14 protein-coding genes, 2 rRNA genes and 2 pseudogenes are annotated in these 21,944 nt (G+C 55.5%); 14 read left to right on the top strand and 4 right to left on the bottom strand.

Going from position 1 to position 21,944, the window contains the following annotated elements; genetic code table 11:
- Positions 1 to 73 precede the first annotated feature (73 nt).
- From CIP100161_RS11445 to dnaB, 7 genes are all read left to right on the top strand, one after another.
- Complete coding sequence (locus CIP100161_RS11445; RefSeq protein ID WP_155874396.1) at positions 74 to 2,281, top strand: transglycosylase domain-containing protein; 2,208 nt, start codon at positions 74 to 76, stop codon at positions 2,279 to 2,281.
- Between the two features lie 212 nt (positions 2,282 to 2,493).
- Entirely contained in the window at positions 2,494 to 3,897 is a 1,404-nt protein-coding gene (locus CIP100161_RS11440) for a glycosyltransferase family 87 protein (protein ID WP_232053167.1), read from the top strand.
- A complete protein-coding gene (locus CIP100161_RS11435; protein ID WP_155874395.1) occupies positions 3,897 to 4,076 on the top strand; it encodes a hypothetical protein in 180 nt (59 codons plus the stop codon). Before CIP100161_RS11440 ends, CIP100161_RS11435 begins: the two co-directional genes overlap by 1 nt.
- A 193-nt stretch (positions 4,077 to 4,269) precedes the next feature.
- Complete coding sequence (gene rpsF / locus CIP100161_RS11425) at positions 4,270 to 4,557, top strand: 30S ribosomal protein S6 (RefSeq protein ID WP_003853145.1); 288 nt, start codon at positions 4,270 to 4,272, stop codon at positions 4,555 to 4,557.
- 123 nt (positions 4,558 to 4,680) lie between these two features.
- Entirely contained in the window at positions 4,681 to 5,262 is a 582-nt protein-coding gene (locus CIP100161_RS11420) for a single-stranded DNA-binding protein (protein ID WP_155874394.1), read from the top strand.
- A gap of 131 nt (positions 5,263 to 5,393) precedes the next feature.
- Positions 5,394 to 5,846, top strand: a complete 453-nt coding sequence (gene rplI, locus CIP100161_RS11415) for a 50S ribosomal protein L9 (protein WP_003853141.1) — start codon at positions 5,394 to 5,396, stop codon at positions 5,844 to 5,846.
- 574 nt (positions 5,847 to 6,420) lie between these two features.
- Complete coding sequence (dnaB, locus tag CIP100161_RS11410; protein WP_155874393.1) at positions 6,421 to 7,941, top strand: replicative DNA helicase; 1,521 nt, start codon at positions 6,421 to 6,423, stop codon at positions 7,939 to 7,941.
- Positions 7,942 to 7,944: 3 nt separating this feature from the next.
- Here the strand turns inward: dnaB and CIP100161_RS11405 are convergent, their stop codons facing one another.
- The 3 genes from CIP100161_RS11405 to CIP100161_RS11395 all read right to left on the bottom strand — a co-directional run bounded on the left by CIP100161_RS11405 (position 7,945) and on the right by CIP100161_RS11395 (position 11,994).
- Complete coding sequence (locus CIP100161_RS11405; protein ID WP_155874392.1) at positions 7,945 to 9,270, bottom strand: MFS transporter; 1,326 nt, start codon at positions 9,268 to 9,270, stop codon at positions 7,945 to 7,947.
- Positions 9,271 to 9,367: 97 nt separating this feature from the next.
- A complete protein-coding gene (locus CIP100161_RS11400; protein WP_155874391.1) occupies positions 9,368 to 11,623 on the bottom strand; it encodes a heavy metal translocating P-type ATPase in 2,256 nt (751 codons plus the stop codon).
- 167 nt (positions 11,624 to 11,790) lie between these two features.
- On the bottom strand, positions 11,791 to 11,994 hold the full coding sequence (locus CIP100161_RS11395) for a heavy-metal-associated domain-containing protein (protein WP_155874390.1): 204 nt from the start codon (positions 11,992 to 11,994) through the stop codon (positions 11,791 to 11,793).
- A 214-nt stretch (positions 11,995 to 12,208) separates the two neighbouring features.
- Between CIP100161_RS11395 and trxA the strand changes: the two genes are divergently transcribed.
- Complete coding sequence (trxA, locus tag CIP100161_RS11390) at positions 12,209 to 12,583, top strand: thioredoxin (protein WP_088267105.1); 375 nt, start codon at positions 12,209 to 12,211, stop codon at positions 12,581 to 12,583.
- Positions 12,584 to 12,756: 173 nt separating this feature from the next.
- Positions 12,757 to 13,521, top strand: a complete 765-nt coding sequence (locus CIP100161_RS11385; protein ID WP_155874389.1) for a PspA/IM30 family protein — start codon at positions 12,757 to 12,759, stop codon at positions 13,519 to 13,521.
- Positions 13,522 to 13,593: 72 nt separating this feature from the next.
- On the opposite strand, the gene CIP100161_RS11380 is transcribed toward CIP100161_RS11385, so the two are convergent.
- Complete coding sequence (locus CIP100161_RS11380; protein ID WP_155874388.1) at positions 13,594 to 14,919, bottom strand: NYN domain-containing protein; 1,326 nt, start codon at positions 14,917 to 14,919, stop codon at positions 13,594 to 13,596.
- Between the two features lie 240 nt (positions 14,920 to 15,159).
- Between CIP100161_RS11380 and CIP100161_RS11375 the strand changes: the two genes are divergently transcribed.
- The 5 genes and pseudogenes from CIP100161_RS11375 (at position 15,160) to CIP100161_RS11355 (ending at position 21,936) form a co-directional block, all read left to right on the top strand.
- Positions 15,160 to 15,534, top strand: coding sequence for a GntR family transcriptional regulator (locus CIP100161_RS11375; RefSeq protein WP_155874387.1), 375 nt, complete (start codon positions 15,160 to 15,162; stop codon positions 15,532 to 15,534).
- A pseudogene (locus CIP100161_RS11370) lies at positions 15,531 to 15,703 on the top strand (ATP-binding cassette domain-containing protein); the annotation flags it as partial. The gene CIP100161_RS11375 and the pseudogene CIP100161_RS11370, both read left to right, overlap by 4 nt.
- Before the next feature lie 163 nt (positions 15,704 to 15,866).
- Positions 15,867 to 16,429: pseudogene (locus CIP100161_RS11365) on the top strand (hypothetical protein); the annotation flags it as partial.
- Positions 16,430 to 16,973: 544 nt separating this feature from the next.
- Positions 16,974 to 18,495 (top strand): 16S ribosomal RNA (locus tag CIP100161_RS11360).
- A 358-nt stretch (positions 18,496 to 18,853) separates the two neighbouring features.
- Positions 18,854 to 21,936: ribosomal RNA gene (locus CIP100161_RS11355) — 23S ribosomal RNA — on the top strand.
- Together the 16S and 23S rRNA genes form the textbook arrangement of a ribosomal RNA operon.
- Positions 21,937 to 21,944: the final 8 nt, after the last annotated feature.

Genomic DNA, 21,944 nt, shown 5'->3' with positions numbered 1-21,944 from the left:
CTCCCGTTGGACTATTTTGGTATGTAAAGTGTGGGTATTGAGCTCAACCGCAATCAAGGAAGCATGAACAAAGTTGGCAGATTCAGGTAAAGGCAAGCCATCTCCCAAGCGGAAGAAGGCCAGTGCCCAAAGTAGTGCGAAGCGTCGTCCAGCACGGGCACCGCAGGCGCGTCGCCCGAAGAAGAAATGGGTTAAGCCAGCTATCGGTGGCAGTATCGCCGCAGTGCTGCTGGCCCCCTTCCTCGTGTTCATGGTCGCATACATTGTGACCGATGTTCCCGAGCCTAGCGAGTTGGTGACCAAGCAAGTTTCCCAGATTTTTGCCTCCGACGGTCAAACGCAGCTGGCACGCATCGTGCCTCCGGACGGAAACCGCACCGAGGTGCCTATCGACAAGATCCCCGAGGTGACCCGCAACGCAGTCCTCGCAGCTGAAGACCGTGAGTTCTACACCAACTCCGGCTTCTCTTTCACTGGCTTCGGCCGCGCTATCTTGGGCCAGCTCACCGGCAACGCTTCCGCCGGTGGTGGTTCGACAATTACTCAGCAGTATGTGAAGAACATGGTGGTGGGTAATGACTACTCCTACATGCGTAAAGCAAAGGAGCTGGTGTACTCCGTCAAGATGGCCAATGAATGGTCCAAAGACGAAGTCCTCGGTGCGTACCTCAACACCATTTACTTCGGCCGCAATGCCTACGGTATCGACGCCGCCGCCCACGCCTACTTTGGTGTTCCCGCTTCCGAGCTCAATGTAGGGCAGTCTGCCATGTTAGCTGCCGCCATTCAGCGTCCTAGCCAGCTAGATCCGTGGAGCAATCGCGTCGAAGCAGAGCAACGCTGGAACTACGTGCTCGACGGCATGGTGAGCGAAGGCTGGCTCGACCCCAACGAGCGCGCTGGTGTTGTATTCCCCGAGGTCACTGACCCTGCTCAGAACCAGGCCTACACCGAGGCCACCGGCGCAAACGGCCTGATCAAAAACCAGGTCATGAATGAGCTGACCACCCTAGGTATCACCGAGTCTGATGTGCAGACCCTTGGCCTGCGGATCACCACCACTATCGACGACGCCACCCAGAAGTCTATGGTGGAGGCCGTCGACCGCAACATGGCCGATGAGCAATCCAATACCCGTGTTGCCGCCGTTAGCGTGGACCCCAAGACCGGCGCTGTGCGCGCCTACTACGGCGGCGACGATGCCACTGGCTACGACTTTGCCAACGCACCACTGCAAACCGGTTCGACCTTTAAGATCTTTGGTCTTGCCGCAGCAGTTCAACAAGGCATCCCAACGTCGACCTACTACAGCTCTGATTCGTACCAACTCCGTGGCGGCATTACCGTCACTAACGTGGACAGCGGCTGCGGTAGCTGCTCGCTCAAAGAAGCCCTGAAGAATTCCTACAACACCAGCTTCCTGCGTCTGCAAGATGACTTGAAAAACGGCAGCCAAGACACCGCCGACATGGCGCACGCCCTTGGCGTGGCACGCTCTCTCCCAGGGATTGAGAAGACCCTGACCGAAAACGGCCAGCAGCCTTATGAAGGTGTAATCCTCGGCCAGTACCTCTCCCGCCCACTCGACATGGCACACGCCATGGCTACCTTGGCTAACTACGGTGTGTGGCACCAAGAGTACTTCGTGGAAAAGATCGAAACCGCCGAAGGAAAACTGCTCTACCAGCACGAAGGTACCCAAGGTGAACGACGCGTTTCCGAGAAGGTAGCCACCAACGTGCTTGACGCAATGGCACCTATCGCAGCATGGTCTGGCGGAAACGGCCTCGCAGGTGGGCGTCCGTCGGCAAGCAAAACTGGCACCACCCAGCTTGGCGACACCGGCTCCAACAAAGATGCCTGGATGATCGGCGCCACCCCACAACTGGCTACCGCGGTGTGGGCCGGCACCTCTGATAACTCGCCACTGCTGAACTCCTGGGGCGGCCTCATGTACGGCTCCAACTTGCCAGCACAGCTGTGGAAAGACATTAACGACTCTGCCCTTGCCGGCAAGGATTGGGAGAACTTCAAACCAGCACAACGTATTGGCTGGGCGAAGTATGGTTACGGAACTGTTCCTCGGGCTACTACTGATAAGACTCGAACTGAGACCTCGACCAGCTCGGCGGTGGCTACCAGCCCTGCAGCACCAGGAACACCTGGCGCACCAGCAGTGCCAGGCGCACCAGAGTCCGCATCAGAGCCCGCACCGACACAGCCTGCGCCAGCTCCGGAAGGCATTGAGATTCTGCCAGGCGTAGTCCTGCCGGTCCCATAACCTAGCCCTCTCGAAGTGCCTCCTGATCCTTACAGGGGGCACTTTTTGTATGCCACGCGCCAGCCCGTGACGAATTTTTGTACCCTAAGAAAATCTGAAGCCCTGTTTCCGCAGGTCGCAATTTGTGGTCGCGCTCTTAGGGCACAAAAATGTGTCATGAACCTTGTCCGAGAGCGCAACCCAGCAGCGCCAACTATTGGAAGAACAGCTTCGTGACCCCACCTAGCAACCACATCATTACCCGTATCGGCGGCCCCGCCGGACGTTTTGCGCTCCCGCACCGCTGGTGGAGCCCCCTTCGCATCATCATCCTGCTAGGTCTACTTACTTTCAGCATGGCGTATCTTGCCAAGGCGAATTGCCTGCACGGTGTGTTTGTCAACGGCGTAGCGCAGTTGGATTGGAGTGGGAATCGCCAGTACACCTCTGCCTGCTATAACGACATTGTGCCGTTGTACAAGGCGCGTGGCCTTGATCAGGATGGCTTTCCTTATGCCTATTCATGGTTGGAAAATGGCCATACTCGTTATATGGAGTACCCAGTGCTTGCGGGTCTGTTTCAGTGGTTCATGGCGATGATCACGCATGTTGTGTATCCCGTGGTGTCTGGGATTGCTTCGGCTATTCCGCAGGCTTCGGTCTATTTCACGATCACTGCTGTTGTGTTGGCGGCAGTGTGGGTGGTGGTGCTGCAGATGGTGGTGGCGCTGGCGGGGCGTCGTCAGTGGGATGCGGTGATGGTGGCGGTGTCGCCGCTGGTAGTTGCGCATGGGTTGACTAACTGGGATGTGGCGTCGATTGCTTTTGCGGTGGGTGCGTTGTGGGCGTGGTCGCGTGGCCGTCCTGGGCTTGCTGGTGTGTTGATTGGTGCTGGTGCTGCGTTTAAGTTGTGGCCGCTTTTTCTGCTGGGCGCGTATTTGGTACTGGCGGTGCGTAGTGGTGCCTTGCGTGTATGGCTGCGGGCGGTGGGGGCGTCGATAGTTGTGTGGTTGGTGGTGAACCTTCCGGTGGCGTTGGTGTTTCCGCAGGCGTGGGGCGAGTTTTTGCGGTTGAATTCTGAGCGTGGTTGGGAGTGGACCACGGTGTATGCGGTAATGTCGCGTGAGTTGGGGTGGGCGGTGTCTGTTGATGTGCTTAATGCGGTGTCGTTGGGGCTTTTTGTTGTGGCGTGTGTGGGGATCGCGTTGTTTGGGTTGTGTGTGCGCCGGCGGCCGCGGGTGGCGGAGTTGGCGTTTTTGATTGTGGCGGCGTTTTTGTTGGTAAATAAGGTGTGGAGTCCGCAGTATTCGCTTTGGTTGGTTCCTCTTGCGGTTTTGGCGTTGCCGTGTTGGCGGCTTGTGCTGTGGTGGGGGCTTATCGACGCCCTCACGTGGCCGGTTTTGATGTGGCACATGATGGGAAGTGACGCCAAAGGTGCGCCGGCGGGGTTGTTGGATCTGTTTGTTGTGGGTCGTGATGTGGCCATTGTGGTGATTGCGGCGATGATCATCTGGCAGATGTTGGGCAAAAATGAGGATAAAGTGCGAAGGGACAACGATGGATGTGATCCTTTAAGCGGCAGCTTGGGGGATCATGATGTGTGGGTGTTGCCCCGCAGAATAGGAACGGTGAACTGATGCTAAGCCCTGTCATGATGATGACTATCGGGAGTGTATTTTTGGGGTTTTTCCTGTTCACGGGTGCATTTGCAAGCTATTCCTATAAGAAGCCGCAGGCGTTGACGTGGACCCTTTTTGCCTTCGCAGTTTTGTTTGTCACCCTCATTCCTGTGACATTGGCCCTGATCATCGCCTAGGATGTTGCTTTGGCTTAACTAGCCAACAGGCTCGTTGCGGTGGTAGCCGTCATAAATTTTCCCGTCGTGCCTATCGACTTTTCGCAGGCGATGGGGTATCTTGGAACGGTTGCTGACGCAACGACCCTCCTGCTACATCCAACCGGGATGTAGCCGATTCAAAAATACAAGACCATAGGAGGTGATGAGGTCCGTGCGTCACTACGAAGTAATGATTATTCTGGATCCTTCCCAGGATGAACGCACTGTAGCCCCGTCCCTGGACAAGTTCCTCGAGATCGTCCGCAAGGAAAACGGCACCGTGGAAAAGGTTGATATCTGGGGCAAGCGCCGTCTTGCTTACCCGATCGCCAAGAAGGAAGAGGGCATCTACGCCGTCGTTAACCTGACCTGCGAATCCGCAACTGTTCTAGAGCTCGACCGCGTGTTGAACCTGAACGACAGCGTTATGCGCACCAAGGTTCTGCGTGGCGACAAGTAATCCGTCACGGATTGCTTACGCGCAGCACGAATCAAACTAGCGCACAGCGAAGAAACCTCGCTTACCGCGCACAATCACACTGGACGCGTTCAACTAGTTCAGTGTTGTACAGAAAGGCAGAACATGGCACAAGGAGATGTCAACATAACCGTTGTCGGCAACCTCGTTGCTGACCCGGAGCTTCGCTTCACCCCTAGTGGTGCAGCGGTGGCAAACTTCCGCATTGCCTCCACCCCACGTCGTTACGACTCTCAAACGAACCAGTGGGTAGACGGCGAAGCCTTGTTCCTGCAGTGCAACATTTGGCGCCAAGCTGCCGAGAACGTCGCAGAATCCCTGACCAAGGGCATGCGCGTGATCGTCACTGGCCGTTTGCGTCAACGCTCCTACGAAACTCGTGAGGGCGAAAAGCGCAGCGTCATGGAGTTGGAAGTCGACGAAGTCGGCCCATCCTTGCGCTATGCAGCCGCAAGCGTGAACCGTAACCCTCGCGAGGGTGGAAACGGCGGAGGAAACTTCGGCGGCTCCCAAGGTGGTTTCGGCGGAAACACCGGAGGCAACTCAGGTGGCGGATTCGGCGCTCCTCAAGGTGGATTCGGAGGTGGCCCGCAGAACTCCCCGAGTGCTGCACCAGCTAACGATCCATGGAGCAGTGCCCCGCAAGCAGGTGGATTCGGCGGTGCGGAGCAAGATCCACCGTTCTAAATCACTTAAAACGGCGAATCTCTTTGCACCACATATCAACTTTTTAATCAAACTTCACCGAGCCGCTTCGGTTCCCACCACATAAGTGATGAGAAATCGGGTCTCGGTTAGTACCACGAAAGGCAGGGATCATGAAGCTGATCCTCACCGCTGACGTTGAAAACCTCGGTGTCGCTGGCGACATTGTCGAGGTTAAGGACGGCTACGGACGTAACCTCCTGCTTCCTCGCGGCTTGGCAATCGTTGCCACCCGCGGCGCAGAGAAGCAGATTGAGGGCATCAAGCGCGCCCAGGAAGCTCGCGAGATTCGCGACCTGGACCACGCACGCGAAGTTAAGGCTCAGCTGGAAGCACTTGAGGGTGTTTCTGTTGCAGTCCGCACTTCTGAGAAGGGTAAGCTCTTCGGTTCTGTTAAGGCCGAGGATGTCGCCGCTGCCGTTAAGAAGGCTGGCGGTCCGAACCTGGACAAGCGTTCCATCGAGCTGCCAAAGAGCCTTGTTAAGGCAACCGGCGCTTACAAAGTGAACGTGAAGCTGCACTCCGACATCGCAGCAACGGTTAACTTCGAGGTCGTAGCCGCTTAACAAGCGTCTGACGACGGCTACATGAGATGTAGCCCAACGACAACAGCAACCTTAAGGCCCCCGCCTAGATCTATACGATCTGGGTCGGGGCCTTAAGGCTATTTCGGGGTGGCACTACTTGGGGATAACTTTCTTCTAGAAGCGTGTAAAAGTGCTGTTACCTCCAATTCTCACATTCTGTGGGGTGACACGCCGAGAAGTGGAATGTCTCGAGTCAAGTTGTCAAACTTGCTGGTTGAAAAGCTGGACCAAAGTTATCCACAGTGTGTGCAGTTGCCAGATATACGGTTTGACCTGCATATATAGAAAAACAAGCAACATGAACCGCACAACTATCCCCATATTTTCCACAGAGATTGTGGATAACTTGTGGATAGTTGACGTGCGATTCTGTAGGAAAATCACACCCCTGTGTATAAACCTGTGGATAACTTTGTGGGGTAAGAAATATCACGTAGAATAAGCGCGATGTTTTCGGGGTAAAAATGCGTGTTGGAACGAAGAGGAGTACGAACACGCACAAAGATCCCACAAGAAATAGTGATAAGGCCGTGTCGATGGAGGATGTGTAGGAATGACCACGCCCAGTTTTGATGACGATTACGTCCCACCGGGTGATGCGGGTGTTCCTTCCGATACCGCAGATTATGCGGAGACAGAGTACGCCGAGGTAGAGGTGTACGATCCGGCCCCGCCGGCTTCCTCGGATGTGCCAGTGCAGCGGGAGCACAGGGGCTATAAGCGTCGTGAAGCGGCGATGGCGAGCACTGAGTTCCGTCAGCCTCCTCATGACGCGGAGGCTGAGCAGGGCGTGTTGGGGGCGATGCTGCTAAGCCCGCAAACGGTGATCGATACGGTGGAGTTGCTGGTTGCGGAGGATTTTTACCGCCCTGCGCATCAGTTGATCTTTGAAGCGATCGTGGGTTTGTTCTCCGATAACAAGGAGATCGACCCAGTGATCGTGGCTGCGCGCTTGGATCGTAATAATGATCTGGAGCGTGTGGGCGGGGCGCCGTATTTGCACACGCTGATTTCTTCGGTGCCTACGGCTGCGAATGCTCGTTATTATGCGGAGATTGTGGCTGAGAAGTCGTTGCTTCGTCAGCTGGTTAACGCTGGTACTCGTGTGGTGCAGTTGGGCTATGAGGGTACTGAGGGCGCTGAGGTTGAGTCGGTTATTGACCGTGCTCAGCAGGAAGTGTTCAAGGTTTCTAAGAAGAACCAGGCTGAGGATTATGCGGTGTTAGCTGACATCGTGGGGCCAACAATGGATGAGATCGATATGATCTCGGAGAATGGTGGCTTGGCGCAGGGTGTGCCAACGGGCTTTGTGGATCTAGATAACCTGACCAATGGCCTGCATGGTGGCCAGATGATTATTGTGGCTGCTCGTCCTGGTGTGGGTAAGTCGACGATCGCGCTGGATTTTGTGCGTTCGTGTGCGATTAAGCATGACAAAGCTGCTGTGATTTTCTCTTTGGAAATGTCAAAGAGCGAGATCGTGATGCGTTTGTTGTCGGCGGAGGCTGAGGTGAAGTTGTCGGATATGCGCTCTGGGCGTCTCGACGATTCCAGCTGGGCGAAGTTGGCCACACGCGTGGGGCAGATTGAGCAGGCCCCTATTTATATTGATGACTCCGCGAATTTGACGATGATGGAGATTCGTTCGAAGGCGCGTCGTTTGAAGCAGAAGCATGATCTGCAGATGATTGTGGTGGACTATCTGCAGCTGATGAGCTCGGGTAAGCGTGTGGAGTCGCGTCAGCAAGAGGTGTCGGAGTTCTCGCGTCAGCTTAAGCTGCTGGCTAAGGAGCTGGATGTTCCGCTTATTGCGATTTCGCAGCTAAACCGTGGTCCGGAGTCGCGTACTGATAAGCGCCCGCAGCTTGCCGACCTGCGTGAATCTGGTTCGTTGGAGCAGGATGCCGATATGGTTATGCTGCTGTACCGCCCAGACTCCCAAGACCGCGAGAATGAGCGTGCTGGTGAGGCCGACATTATTTTGGCTAAGCACCGTGGTGGTCCTATCGACACCATCCAGGTGGCTCACCAGCTGCATTACTCGCGGTTCGTGGATATGCCGCACGCCGGCTAACGCCTAGACGAGGGCTTTGCCGCGCTGTTCTGGCAGGGTGAAGGCGGCGATGGCTGCTGCGAGGAAGGCGGCCCCGAAGAGCGCGAAGAGCGCTGGGGTGCCTGCGGCGGCCACGATGGGGGGAACGATTAGTGGTGCGATGATGGACGCAATGCGGCCGAATCCTGCTGCTGATCCAGTGCCGGTGCCGCGGATTTGAGAGGGGTAGAGCTCTGGGCTGATGGCGTAGAGCGCGCCCCACGCGCCGAGGTTGAAAAAGGAGAGGCAGCAACCGGCGGCGATGATGAAGGCTGTCGTGTCGGCGAATCCGTAGAGGGCTGCGGAGGCAGCAGATCCGAGGAGGAATACTGCCAGTGTGGTGCGACGGCCCCAGATTTCGATGAGCCATGCGGCTAGTGCGTAGCCTGGGAATTGGGCCAAGGTGATAATCAGCGTGAACTGGAAGGATTTGACCAAGGAGAAGCCGTCGGCAACCAGCAGGGATGGAATCCAGATGAATGCCCCGTAGTAGGACAGATTGATGCAGAACCAAACTGTCCATAGGCCGAAGGTGCGGCGGCGCATGTTGGGGGCGAAGATGGAGGCTGCCTGATCGGCAGGGTCTTCGGTTGCGATGACGGGGGTGTCGGGGATGGTTGCGCTGGCTTTTTCGAATTGTTGGACGGCGGCTTCGGCTTCGTCGTGGCGGCCGCGGGCTTCGAGGAAGCGGACGGATTCGGGTAGAGAGCTGCGCACGTAGGCGGAATAGAGGGCTGGGACACATCCTAGGACGAGTGCCCAGCGCCAGCCGGATTCGGAGGCGGAGACGACGAAGGCGCCGATGATGGCGGCGAGGATCCAGCCGACGGCCCAGAACGCTTCGAGGATGACGACGAGGCGGCCGCGGTGGCGCAGCGGTGCGAATTCGGAGACGAGGGTGGAGGCCACAGGCAGTTCGGCGCCGAGGCCGAGGCCGACGATGAAGCGCAGCACGATCAACACAGCGAGGCCACCGGCTAATGCTGAGGCACCGGTGGCGAGTCCGTAGACGAGGAGGGTGAGGGCGAATACGTTGCGACGCCCCCACTTGTCTGCAAGGAGGCCGCCGAAGGTGGCGCCGACAGCCATGCCGACGAAGCCTGCTGATGCCAGTATGGATGTTTGGCCGTGGGTGAGTCCCCAGTGTTTGATCAGGGCGGCCATGACGAATGAGATCAGGCCGACATCCATGGCGTCGAGTGCCCAGCCGAGGCCGGACCCGACGAGGAGGCGTTTGTGTTGACTATTCAGCGGCAACCGGTCGAGGCGCTGGTTGCGGGTAAGTGGTGGACTTTGTTGAGCGCCTAACACGCTACCTCCCTAAAATGAGTGGTTTAAGGTTTCCAAGAAACAAACCAGATTGTGACGTTTCTTGCAATTACCACGTCATAACGGGGGATAGATTCGGCTAGGAAAACACGCTGCGTACGCTGCGAAGACGAAGCGAATTAGTCACCACGAACACCGAACTTAGCGCCATTGCAGCTCCTGCGAACATGGGGTTAAGCAGGCCTAACGCAGCAACTGGAATAAGTATCACGTTATATGCAAAAGCCCAGAACAAGTTGCCTTTAATAGTGCGCAAACTACGTCGTGAGAGATTGATCGCATTTGCGATGGAACGCGGATCATTGTTCATGATTGTGATGTCGGAAGCCTCGATGGCCACGTCGGTTCCAGCACCCATTGCAAGACCTAAATCGGCCTGAGTCAGGGCCGCAGCATCGTTCACGCCATCGCCCACCATGGCTACCACACGTCCCTCTCGTTGCAGCCGTTCGACCGTTTGAACTTTGTTCTCTGGAAGCACACCGGAAATTACGCGGTTGGCAGGAATACCCACCTCGCGGGCAACTGCGGCGGCAGCACCGGCGTTATCGCCAGTAAGCAACATCGGAGTAAGGCCCATAGCGGTGAGCTTGTCCACACTCAGCCGAGCGTGCTCTTTCACAGTGTCACGCACGCTGATCACACCGGCGAGGTGGTCGTCGATACGCACCACCACACACGTAGCACCCTCATTTTCCGCGGCCTTGACCTGTTGCGTGGCCTCGTCGTCGGCTGGGCGACCCACCCACACGCGGTGATCCTCTACGGTGCCGGCAACGCCGTGACCTGCCTGATTATTAAAGTCGGTTACCTTAGGCAAAGTGCCGGTACGAGTCTGAGCCACAGCTGCCGCCGTGATCGCACGAGCAATAGGGTGCTCCGAAGCCTGCTCCACAGCACCCGCCAAACGCAACACATCCTGCTCCTGCCAACCAGAATGGCCATAAACATCGCGAACCTGCATATCACCAGTAGTGATCGTGCCAGTTTTATCCAACACCACCGTGTCGATGTTTCGTGCTTGCTCCAACACCTCGGGGCCTTTAATTACCAGACCCATTTGCGCGCCACGGCCAGTACCCACCAACAATGCCGTGGGAGTGGCAAGACCCAGCGCACAAGGACAAGCAATGATCAGCACGGCTACTGCGGCTGCGAAGGCGTCGGCAGTAGCAGACCCCGTGGCGAGGTGAACCGCCAGCGTAATCAAAGAAATCACAATCACCGCGGGCACAAAAATCTGCGAAATCTTATCCACCAGCTTTTGCACCGGCGCTTTATTCGACTGCGCCTCAGCAGCCAACCGCCCCATGGCCGCCAGCGTGGTATCAGCCCCCACGCGCTGAGCAGTGACCAACAAACGCCCAGAGGTATTCATCGTCGCACCAGTAACCTGAGAGCCTTGAGAAACCTCAACAGGGACAGACTCGCCGGTAACCATCGACTGATCTACCGCAGAACTGCCCTCAACAACCACGCCATCGGTGGCGATCTTCTCACCAGGGCGCACCACAAACACGTCGCCTACCTGCAACGACTGAATCGGAATGCGCACCTCACGGTTATCGCGGATCACCGCCGCATCCTTCGCGCCCAGGTTCAACAACGAGCGCAGCGCCTCACCGCTTCGCCCCTTCGCACGAGTTTCAAACCAGCGTCCCAACAGCAAGAACACAATCACCATGGCGGCCGACTCAAGATAAATCTCGTCCATGCCGCCATGCGCGTGGGCAGTAAAACTCATGTGCATGCGCATAGCGGGATCACCGGCGTTGCCAATAAACAACGCCCACACCGACCACAGGTACGCAGCCGACGTGCCCAGCGAAATGAGAGTATCCATGGTGAAGGAACCATGACGCAGATTACGCAGCGTAGCGCGGTGGAACGGCCAGCCACCCCAGAAATACACCGGCGATGCGAGTGCGAAGGCCAACCACTGCCAGTTATTAAACTGCAGCTGCCCAAACATGGACATCAAAAACACGGGCAGGGCTAACACGGCCGAGTACACCAAGCGAGTCTTGAGCTCCTCGGCGTGACGATCACGCGCGCTATCGCTGGGGTCTGCGGTAGCGGGGGCGTGGTCAAGCGAGGTAGTGGGCTCAGCCTCGGCGACCTCGAAGGCATCGTAACCAGCGCCGCGGATGACGTCGATAAGCTGCGCGGGCGTTGTCGACGCCGGATCGTAGCGTACCGACGCCGTCTCCGTCGCGTAGTTGACCGTAGCCTCCACACCCGCAACCTTGTTGAGCTTGCGCTCCACCCGCGCCGAACACGACGTACACGTCATGCCCGTCACCCCGAAATCAATATCGACCACAGCGTTGGTCATCGAGCCACCTTCTCGTATCGCAATTTATTGGTGCACATTATCACTAGGCTTACCAAACAATAACAACGCGCGTGAGAACTAAATTCCGCAGTACAAAGCCCCCAGCGCAGAGCCAAAACTCGCGCTGAGGGCCGCACACATGCTGCAGCTACACAGAGCAGAAAGAATTAATCCTCACGAAGAGTAAAACCAGCCTCTTCGATGGCAGCCTTAACCTCAGCGTCCGTGAAATCCTCACCAGTGACCAATACGCGACCAGTCTCCAGATCGACGTCAACACCCTGAGTGCTAGGCAGCTCGAGCAGTTCTTCCGTTACAGATGCAACACAGTGCTGGCAGGTCATTCCGTCAACATGGTAATTCTTCTTCATTTTCACGCCTCTATTCCTTGGGTTCTCTAAATAATTGACTACAGACTTGCACATTTGGGTTTTGATAGGAAACCGCGCCCATAAGATGCCACCCCGTCTTAGATGAAAATAACTCGAGTGATCTTGCGGTAATGGGGCCCAGTGGGAATAAGAATGGGGGTACCGTAGTTGAGAAGCACGAAACCTCTAAAAAATCTTTAACGAAGGAGCATACATGGCAACCATCGACGTCACCGAAGACACTTTCGAGCAGACCGTTACCAAGGACGGCATCGTGCTGGTCGACGCGTGGGCTTCCTGGTGCGGACCATGCCGTGCATTCGCCCCCACCTACGAAAAGGCCTCTGAGAACCACTCCGATGCCGTATTTACCAAGCTCGACACCGAAGCAAACCAAGGTCTTGCTGCAGCTTTGCAGATTCAGTCCATCCCAACCTTGATGATCTTCCGCGATGGCATCATGGTCTACCGTGAGGCAGGTGCTTTGCCTCCAGCAGCTCTAGAAGACCTGATCACTCAGGTGAAGGGCTTGGACATGGAAGACGTGAAGCGTCAGATCGCTGAGCAAAACGCTCAAAACGAGAACTAAGCTACCAAGCTCAAACCCCCATGAGGCACCCCCGCATGGGGGTTTACTTTTACCTGTATCTCATTGTTGATCTGGTTCATGTCATACAAAAACGTCGTAAACTGGTGAGCAAGGCTGTGCGCAGGCACCCAACCCTCTCACGCGTGGGGGTCCCGTAGAAGAATCGAGGAACAATGCCGAATCCGTTTTCCAAGGGTTGGAAGTACCTAACCGCATCACTGGATAACAAGATCGAAGAAAACGCTGATCCCGTCATCCAGATCAAACAGGCCGCCGAGGCCGCCAAGAAACAACACGCGGACATCGAGCAACAAGCAGCTTCTGTGATTGGTAACCGCAACCAGCTGCAGATGAAGCTCAACCGCTTGCTCAAAGACCAACAATCCATCCAAGAAAAAGCGCGCCAAGCCCTCACACTTAGCGATAACGCGACGGATCCGGCAGAGCAACACAAGTACCTCAATGCTGCCGAGGTATATGCCTCACAGCTGGTAGGCGTGGAATCCGAGATCGAGCAGACCACCATCCTGCACCAGCAAGCCGAGCAAGCGGCTGAACAGGCAACCCAGCAGGTTAAACAGTCAGAAGCTCGCCTGCATGAGCAGCTCGCGCAGGTCAACGAGCTGACCACCCAAGCGCAACAGGCCAAAATGCAAGAAGCTGCCGTAGCTGCAAGCGATCAGATCAGCAACATTGACCCTGACCGCGATGTGCCCACAATGGACAGCATTCGGGAAAAGATTGAGCGTCGTTACGCCGATGCTTTAGGCTCCCAAGAGCTCATGCAGTCTTCGATGAATGAACGCATCCACGAAATCGAAGCCACCACCAGTGAACGCGACATGCGCGCAAGCGCAAAGCTTGACGCCATCCGCGCCCAAATGCGTGGCGAGCTCCCCGCCGGATCGGAAGAAACCGAGCCACCAGCGGATAAATAAAGCTCAAGCCTCCTTCCTAGCGGGTTAAACCCAGCAGGGGAAGGAGGCTTTTTACTATGTTGTGTAGAGGTCTTAAGAGTTCTGATTATTAATCAGAACGCCGCGGATACCGGAGTGGAATCCATCGCGTAGCCCTACGCGCTGTGCTTCTGTCAGCGTGTACTCGTGAAGAGTCTCGCAAGCGAACTGGAGCAACGGACGATCGATCTCTGGAGGCAGGCCGCCACCAGACAACAAGTGGGCAGAATCGCGCTGCTCAGGGGTGGCCGCGTTATCGAACCACCACAGGGCGTACTGCTGGCCTACGTCGAAAGGCGTTTGGTAGCCGGCTGAAGCCCATACCTCATTAGGCAGTGGGACATAGCGTGAGCGCAGCTTGCGGCGAGGGGCCATCATCGATGGGTTCGGTGCCGGACGCGGTGTTGTGGGGGCGTCTGCTTCCTCTACCTCAGGTGCGATCTCCGCGGAGTTGCTTACCGTCACCTCAAGGGATTCCTCTACCGTGGAAGTGACTCGCACAGTTCTGCTGCCCGGTATTGGCGCAGGTGCGGGGGTAGGTACATCCGTGGGCAGGTGCGCGCCGGGCTTAGGTGCCACCGGCTTGGGCATTTTCGCGGGGACTTCCGCCATGCAGTCTTCTTCAGATAGCGCTGGTTCCCCTGGGCGCTGCGGGCATGGAATAGGTGCGGCTGGTACTTCCCGCTGGCTTTTCTCTGCGACCTGTTCTGGCGTTGGCACTGGAGGCGTTGCCTCGGTGTCCGTTGCGTCGGTCGTGGCTTCGGCAGCTGCGGCGGGGAATTCGCCTTCTTCACCTTCCTCATCGGGGTTGCGCACGACGGGAGGTAGTGGGCCTTCGAGGATTTCGAGCTGCATGCAGTCGGCGAAGTCTTCTCGGGGGTCCAAGATGGTGGTGGAGTCGCAGGCGTGGCGGAGGGCCGAGCTCATGGAATCCCATCCGAATCCGTAGAGGTGGACGCGGACACCGGCGTTGACTGCTTCTTGGACGCCTGGGATCATGTCGGCGTCGCCGGAGACGAGGACGATGTCGGTAAATTCTCGGCGTACGCCGGCGAGGACCATGTCGGCTACGAGGCGGGTGTCGACGGCCTTTTGGGTGCGTCGTTCGCCCCATTCAATGAGTTGACCTGCGCGAAGTTGTACTCCGTCGCATGTGCGCAGTGCCCGCTGGTAGCGGTGTGGGCCGGATTCTGGGATGCCGTCGTACCAGAATTGGCGGTGTACTGGTTGGCCGAGTTGGTTGTGGATCATATTGCCCAAGGTGGCCACGACCTCGGGTAGATCGATTTCTAATTGTGCGCGAGCGCCGATTTCCCACGAGTTATAAAAGCTCGCGAGTAAATATGAGGTATCGACGAAGACCTGTGTGCGTTCAAGCATGGCTCCTGTACTGTCCGTTTCATTGTTCTAAATAATTTATTTTGTGGGTTCTGGTTATCTAGTGTGCCGTATGTGAGGGGGGTACGTCGATACGCCACGGTAAAACTGCTGGCTACGTGTGCTTTTATTTGCGGGGTTTGCGGGGTTTGGGGGTGTGCGTGGTCACTTTTTATTGTCGGGTTGCGCCTTTGGTTCTATGGTTAGTTGCATGAGTAGCCAACCAACTGGGTGGTGGTGAGGGTGGACGAAACAACAGCCCCCCTGTTTCGGCAGATCGCCGCGCTGATTGAAGACTCCATCGTGGAAGGCTCCCTCTCCTCCGGCGAGCGCGCGCCCTCCACCAACGAGCTCGCAGCGTTTCACTCCATCAACCCCGCCACCGCACGCAAGGGCCTCCAATTGCTTGTCGATGCTGGCGTGCTGGAAAAGAAACGAGGACTAGGCATGTTTGTCACAGACAACGCCGTCGAACTGATCCGCGGCCGGCGACGCGACGATTTCGCAGCGGCCTATCTCGCCCCGCTTGTCGACGAAGCCGTCAAACTCACCGTCTCTAAAACCGAACTCCATAACCTCATTGACCGAGTAGCAGAAAGCCGAGGACTCTACGAATGACCACGATTCATGTCAGTGACTATCCAAAACCTACGGCACGGACACCAATGCGCCAGTCCTGAGCAACGTCTCCTTCGACCTCACCTCACCTGCTATCCACGATCTTATCGGCGCGAATGGCGTGGGAAAGACAACTCTGCTGAGGATCCTTGCCGGTCAGTCGCGTTGTAGAACTAGTCGGCCCCAAAGCCACGATCGAAGGCTTCGTCTCTAACCCTGCGCGTCGAATTGGCGAGGTGCATACAGCCGGCGGCGTGGCAAAAGTCCTAGTGGAAGCTCGTGCCGAATACTCCGCCTCATGTCTCGAGGATCAATGCTTAGTTGCATCATGGTTGTACCGAGACTCCTTCCGCATGAAAAACGAAGACCCACAGAAACTGTTCTGACTCAAAGCGGAGAGATTTTCCGATCTCGGGAGACGAATTACGGCGGTGGTGTGGGCCTGGTAGTTGTCATGATGGCGATGGGCTCTAAAGGGGTCTATAGATCCTTAGATAACTGGGTGGCGGCCGGCTATCGGCGTATCAACTGGCTAGCCGCCCAAACCACTCTTATTATTGCGCAAATCTCCGTGGGGCTATGTGTGGGCTTTTATCTCAAATTCATCGGAGATGCTCCCTCATTGGTCTTTCTTGCCCTTGTGTCACTGACGATGGGTTGGGTCTTCCTAAGCGCCTGCATATCTAAGAGATGGAAACAGTTCTTTAGCGTTGTACACCTATTCGCTGCGGCCGCACTGTGGGTAGTCCTCTTTGCGGCAGGGCCTTACCTGCTCTATTTCATCGCCGCCATGATCGTATCGACGATCCTATCGATCTGGGCCACACATCGAAATGTGACCAACTGGGAGATCGAAAGTGAAAAATCTGACAAGATGTTGGGAAAATTCGCCTAAAAACCCGTTGTGACCTGCGGGGTTGTGTCAACAGGTCGTGGTGTGTACATTTATGTGAGTCGCCGCGACCGACACCGCCCCTCACGAGGTGAGAGTAGGCGGGAGGAAAACAAGCTGGTAGACAAAAATACAAGTAATTCTTCACTGGGCATCGTTGTTTTTATGGTGGTGTGTGGTGGTGTGATTGTGTTGTTTGAGAACTCAATAGTGTGCCAATGTACTTTTGATTCCCATCCTTGATTGATCGTGGGTGGGGGTTGGATTCTAAGAAAAAGATACATGCAATGATAACAGGCATGATGTGTCATACGCCCGGCAAGTGTGCCATGGCTTGTAAATAACATTTGTGGTTGTTGTGAATTGTTGTATTGGTGGTCATTGTTATTTTTTTTTTCCCGTCAAGGGATGGTGACCATGTTTGATAGAGCAAATCATTATTTTTTTTTTATTTTGCCAGTTGCAAACAATTGTTGTTTGTGGTGGTTTTAGCCAGTTGGTTGGGCTTGTTCCAGCTTGAAGGTTGGTCTTTGACTGATTTTTTTTTTTTATGGAGAGTTTGATCCTGGCTCAGGACGAACGCTGGCGGCGTGCTTAACACATGCAAGTCGAACGGAAAGGCCTCAGCTTGCTGGGGTACTCGAGTGGCGAACGGGTGAGTAACACGTGGGTGATCTGCCTCGTACTTCGGGATAAGCCTGGGAAACTGGGTCTAATACTGGATAGGATAATATGCTTTAGTGTGTGTGGTGGAAAGTTTTTTCGGTACGAGATGAGCCCGCGGCCTATCAGCTTTGTTGGTGGGGTAATGGCCTACCAAGGCGTCGACGGGTAGCCGGCCTGAGAGGGTGGACGGCCACATTGGGACTGAGATACGGCCCAGACTCCTACGGGAGGCAGCAGTGGGGAATATTGCACAATGGGCGCAAGCCTGATGCAGCGACGCCGCGTGGGGATGACGGCCTTCGGGTTGTAAACCTCTTTCGCTAGGGACGAAGCTTTTGTGACGGTACCTAGATAAGAAGCACCGGCTAACTACGTGCCAGCAGCCGCGGTAATACGTAGGGTGCGAGCGTTGTCCGGAATTACTGGGCGTAAAGAGCTCGTAGGTGGTTTGTCGCGTCGTCTGTGAAATTCCGGGGCTTAACTTCGGGCGTGCAGGCGATACGGGCATAACTTGAGTGCTGTAGGGGAGACTGGAATTCCTGGTGTAGCGGTGGAATGCGCAGATATCAGGAGGAACACCGATGGCGAAGGCAGGTCTCTGGGCAGTAACTGACGCTGAGGAGCGAAAGCATGGGGAGCGAACAGGATTAGATACCCTGGTAGTCCATGCCGTAAACGGTGGGCGCTAGGTGTAGGGGTCTTCCACGACTTCTGTGCCGTAGCTAACGCATTAAGCGCCCCGCCTGGGGAGTACGGCCGCAAGGCTAAAACTCAAAGGAATTGACGAGTACCGCACAAGCGGCGGAGCATGTGGATTAATTCGATGCAACGCGAAGAACCTTACCTGGGCTTGACATATGCAGGATCGGCGTAGAGATACGTTTTCCCTTGTGGTCTGTATACAGGTGGTGCATGGTTGTCGTCAGCTCGTGTCGTGAGATGTTGGGTTAAGTCCCGCAACGAGCGCAACCCTTGTCTTATGTTGCCAGCACGTGATGGTGGGGACTCATGAGAGACTGCCGGGGTTAACTCGGAGGAAGGTGGGGATGACGTCAAATCATCATGCCCCTTATGTCCAGGGCTTCACACATGCTACAATGGTCGGTACAACGCGCTGCGAGCCTGTGAGGGTGAGCGAATCGCTGAAAGCCGGCCTCAGTTCGGATTGGGGTCTGCAACTCGACCCCATGAAGTCGGAGTCGCTAGTAATCGCAGATCAGCAACGCTGCGGTGAATACGTTCCCGGGCCTTGTACACACCGCCCGTCACGTCATGAAAGTTGGTAACACCCGAAGCCAGTGGCCTAACCTTTGTGGGAGGAGCTGTCGAAGGTGGGATCGGCGATTGGGACGAAGTCGTAACAAGGTAGCCGTACCGGAAGGTGCGGCTGGATCACCTCCTTTCTAAGGAGTTTTTATTGTTGGGTGACAGTTGTTACCTGTTTTGTTTTTTTTCCCGGGTGGATGCGTGTGACCTGTGATGGTTTTTTTCTGCACTGTGTGGTGTGGGGTGTCATGGTTGTTGTGTGTGTTGTGTTGTTGTGTGTTTTTTCTTAAGGTTTGTGTGTTGGTGCGCTGTTGGGTGTCTGGGACAACGTGGTTGTTCTGGTTGATCACTCACGTGGTTTCGTGTGGTGTGGCTGGTTGTGTGCTGGTTGTGCTGTCATGGGGTCTTGTGGTTGGTGTGTTGTGTGAGAACTGTATAGTGGACGCGAGTAATCTTTATTCTTTAATTGTTCTTGGTGTTTTGTTTGTTATATTCGTGTTGTTTGTTAAGGGCACACGGTGGATGCCTTGGCATTATGAGCCGATGAAGGACGTGTAAGGCCGCGATAGGCCTCGGGGAGTTGCCAATAGAGCGTTGATCCGAGGGTGTCCGAATGGGGAAACCTGGCCATGGTTATGTGTGGTTACCCATCAGTGAATTCATAGCTGGTGTGGGGGGGGGTGACGCGGGGAAGTGAAACATCTCAGTACCCGTAGGAGAAGAAAATAATTAATGATTCTGCTAGTAGTGGCGAACGAACGTGGATGAGGCTAAACCGTATGCGTGTGATACCTGGCAGGGGTTGCGTGTGTGGTGTTGTGGGGCGTTGTTGGAGGAGGCTGCCGGCTCCTCGCTTGTGATATGTGTGTGTTAGCGGAAGTGGTTTGGAATGGCCTGCCGTAGTGGGTGAGAGTCCCGTACGTGAAAGTGCATGCATGCGAGTGGATGATGTTCCCGAGTAGCAGCGGGCTCGTGGAATCTGCTGTGAATCTGCCGGGATACCCGGTAAGCCTAAATACTTGTGATGACCGATAGCGGATTAGTACCGTGAGGGAATGGTGAAAAGTACCCCGGGAGGGGAGTGAAATAGTACCTGAAACCGTGTGCTTACAATCCGTCAGAGCCTTTTGTGGGGTGATGGCGTGCCTTTTGAAGAATGAGCCTGCGAGTCAGCGGCATGTCGCGAGGTTAACCCGTGTGGGGTAGTCGTAGCGAAAGCGAATCCTAATGAGGGTGTTGTTAGTGGCATGTCCTGGACCCGAAGCGGGGTGATCTACCCATGGCCAGTGTGAAGCAGCTGTAAGAGGTTGTGGAGGCGCGAACCCACTTAGGTTGAAAACTGAGGGGATGAGCTGTGGGTAGGGGTGAAAGGCCAATCAAACTCCGTGATAGCTGGTTCTCCCCGAAATGCATTTAGGTGCAGCGTTGTGTGTTTCTTGCTGGAGGTAGAGCTACTGGTTGGTTGAGCGGGACTACAATCTTAGCAATGTCAGCCAAACTCCGAATGCCGGTAATGTTAAGCATGGCAGTGAGACTGCGGGGATAAGCTCCGTTGGTCGAGAGGGAAACAGCCCAGATCGCCGGTTAAGGCTAAAGGGTGTACTAAGTGGAAAAGGATGTGGGATCGCGAAGACAGCCAGGAGGTTGGCTTAGAAGCAGCCATCCTTGAAAGAGTGCGTAATAGCTCACTGGTCGAGTGGTTCTGCGCCGACAATGTAGTGGGGCTCAAGTACACCGCCGAAGCCGCGGCAGTCAGCATTTTTTTTTGTTGGTTGGGTAGGGGAGCGTCGTGCACTGCTGTGAAGCACCTGGGTGACTTGATGGTGTGGAGTGTGTGCGAGTGAGAATGCAGGCATGAGTAACGAATGAAAAGTGGAAAACTTTTCCGCCGGATGACTAAGGGTTCCTGGGTTAAGCTAATCTTCCCAGGGTGAGTCGGATAAGGCGGCGAGGCCGACAGGCGTAGTCGATGGATAACCAGTTGATATTCTGGTACCCGTGTATGTGCGCCCAGTGGTGAATCAATGGTACTAACCATCCGCTGATCTTCTGGTCATGCTTTTGTGTGGTTGGTGGTGATGTGCGTGGGATCTTCGTTGGTAGTAGCCAAGTGATGGGGTGACGCAGTGAGGTAGCTGAGCCACTTAGTGGATTGTGGTGTAAGCGTGTGGCTGTGGCATAGGTAAATCCGTGTCGCATTGTGGGTGAGGCGTGATGCGTAGACCGTTTGGTTGATGTTGGTGATCCTGTACTGTCGAGAAAAGCCTCTAGCGAGTGCATATATGGCTGTACCCATAACCGACACAGGTGGTCAGGTAGAGAATACTAAGGCGATCGGGTGAACTGTGGTTAAGGAACTCGGCAAATTGCCCCCGTAACTTCGGGAGAAGGGGATACCATTGCTGGTGACCGACGTGGTTGAGCTGGTGGTGGTCGCAGAGAATAGAGGGAAGCGACTGTTTATTAAAAACACAGGTCCGTGCGAAAACGTGGAAGTTGATGTATACGGACTGACGCCTGCCCGGTGCTGGAAGGTTAAGATAATATGTTAGGACTTTTTTGTGGTTCGAAGCGGAGAATTTAAGCCCCAGTAAACGGCGGTGGTAACTATAACCATCCTAAGGTAGCGAAATTCCTTGTCGGGTAAGTTCCGACCTGCACGAATGGCGTAACGACTTCCCTGCTGTCTCAACCACAGGCTGGTGAAATTGCAGTACGAGTAAAGATGCTCGTTACGCGCGGCAGGACGAAAAGACCCCGGGGCTTCACTATAGCTTGGTATTGGTGTTTGGTTCGGTTTGTGTAGGATAGGTGGGAGACTGTGAAGTGGTCACGCTAGTGGTTGTGGAGTCGAAAGTTGAAATACCACTCTGATCGGATTGGATACCTTAACCTTGGCTATGATCTGGGTTGGGGACAGTGCCTGGTGGGTAGTTTAACTGGGGCGGTTGCCTCCTAAAGTGTAACGGAGGCGCCCAAAGGTTCCCTCAGCCTGGTTGGCAATCAGGTGGTGAGTGTAAGTGCACAAGGGAGCTTGACTGTGAGACTGGCAGGTCGAGCAGGGACGAAAGTCGGGACTAGTGATCCGGCACCTACTTGTGGAAGTGGTGTCGCTCAACGGATAAAAGGTACCCCGGGGATAACAGGCTGATCTTCCCCAAGAGTCCATATCGACGGGATGGTTTGGCACCTCGATGTCGGCTCGTCGCATCCTGGGGCTGGAGTAGGTCCCAAGGGTTGGGCTGTTCGCCCATTAAAGCGGCACGCGAGCTGGGTTTAGAACGTCGTGAGACAGTTCGGTCTCTATCCGCCGCGCGCGTTGAAACTTGAAGAAGGCTGTCCCTAGTACGAGATGACCGGGACGGACGTACCTCTAGTGTGCCAGTTGTCACGCCAGTGGCAGGGCTGGTTGGCTACGTACGGGAGGGATAACCGCTGAAAGCATCTAAGCGGGAAGCCTGTTTTGAGATGAGGTTTCTTTTGAGGTTCCCTCTAGACTAGGGGGTTGATAGGCCAGATCTGGAAGCGTAGTAATGCGTTAAGGTGACTGGTACTAATATGACCGAGTAATAACATTGTGTGTAAC

This window comes from Corynebacterium rouxii, from assembly GCF_902702935.1.
Lineage (GTDB): Bacteria > Actinomycetota > Actinomycetes > Mycobacteriales > Mycobacteriaceae > Corynebacterium > Corynebacterium rouxii.
The sequence above is the reverse complement of the archived record's forward strand: the minus strand, read 5'-3'. Positions and strand labels throughout refer to the sequence as shown.

Excerpts from the sequence above, each read along its gene's own strand:
- CIP100161_RS11400 (WP_155874391.1), bottom strand. The coding sequence starts at position 11,623 with ATGACCAACGCTGTGGTCGATATTGATTTCGGGGTGACGGGCATGACG.
- CIP100161_RS11385 (WP_155874389.1), top strand. The coding sequence starts at position 12,757 with ATGCCGAATCCGTTTTCCAAGGGTTGGAAGTACCTAACCGCATCACTG.
- rplI (WP_003853141.1), top strand. The coding sequence starts at position 5,394 with ATGAAGCTGATCCTCACCGCTGACGTTGAAAACCTCGGTGTCGCTGGC.
- CIP100161_RS11395 (WP_155874390.1), bottom strand. The coding sequence starts at position 11,994 with ATGAAGAAGAATTACCATGTTGACGGAATGACCTGCCAGCACTGTGTT.
- CIP100161_RS11420 (WP_155874394.1), top strand. The coding sequence starts at position 4,681 with ATGGCACAAGGAGATGTCAACATAACCGTTGTCGGCAACCTCGTTGCT.
- CIP100161_RS11435 (WP_155874395.1), top strand. The coding sequence starts at position 3,897 with ATGCTAAGCCCTGTCATGATGATGACTATCGGGAGTGTATTTTTGGGG.
- trxA (WP_088267105.1), top strand. The coding sequence starts at position 12,209 with ATGGCAACCATCGACGTCACCGAAGACACTTTCGAGCAGACCGTTACC.
- CIP100161_RS11380 (WP_155874388.1), bottom strand. The coding sequence starts at position 14,919 with ATGCTTGAACGCACACAGGTCTTCGTCGATACCTCATATTTACTCGCG.
- dnaB (WP_155874393.1), top strand. The coding sequence starts at position 6,421 with ATGACCACGCCCAGTTTTGATGACGATTACGTCCCACCGGGTGATGCG.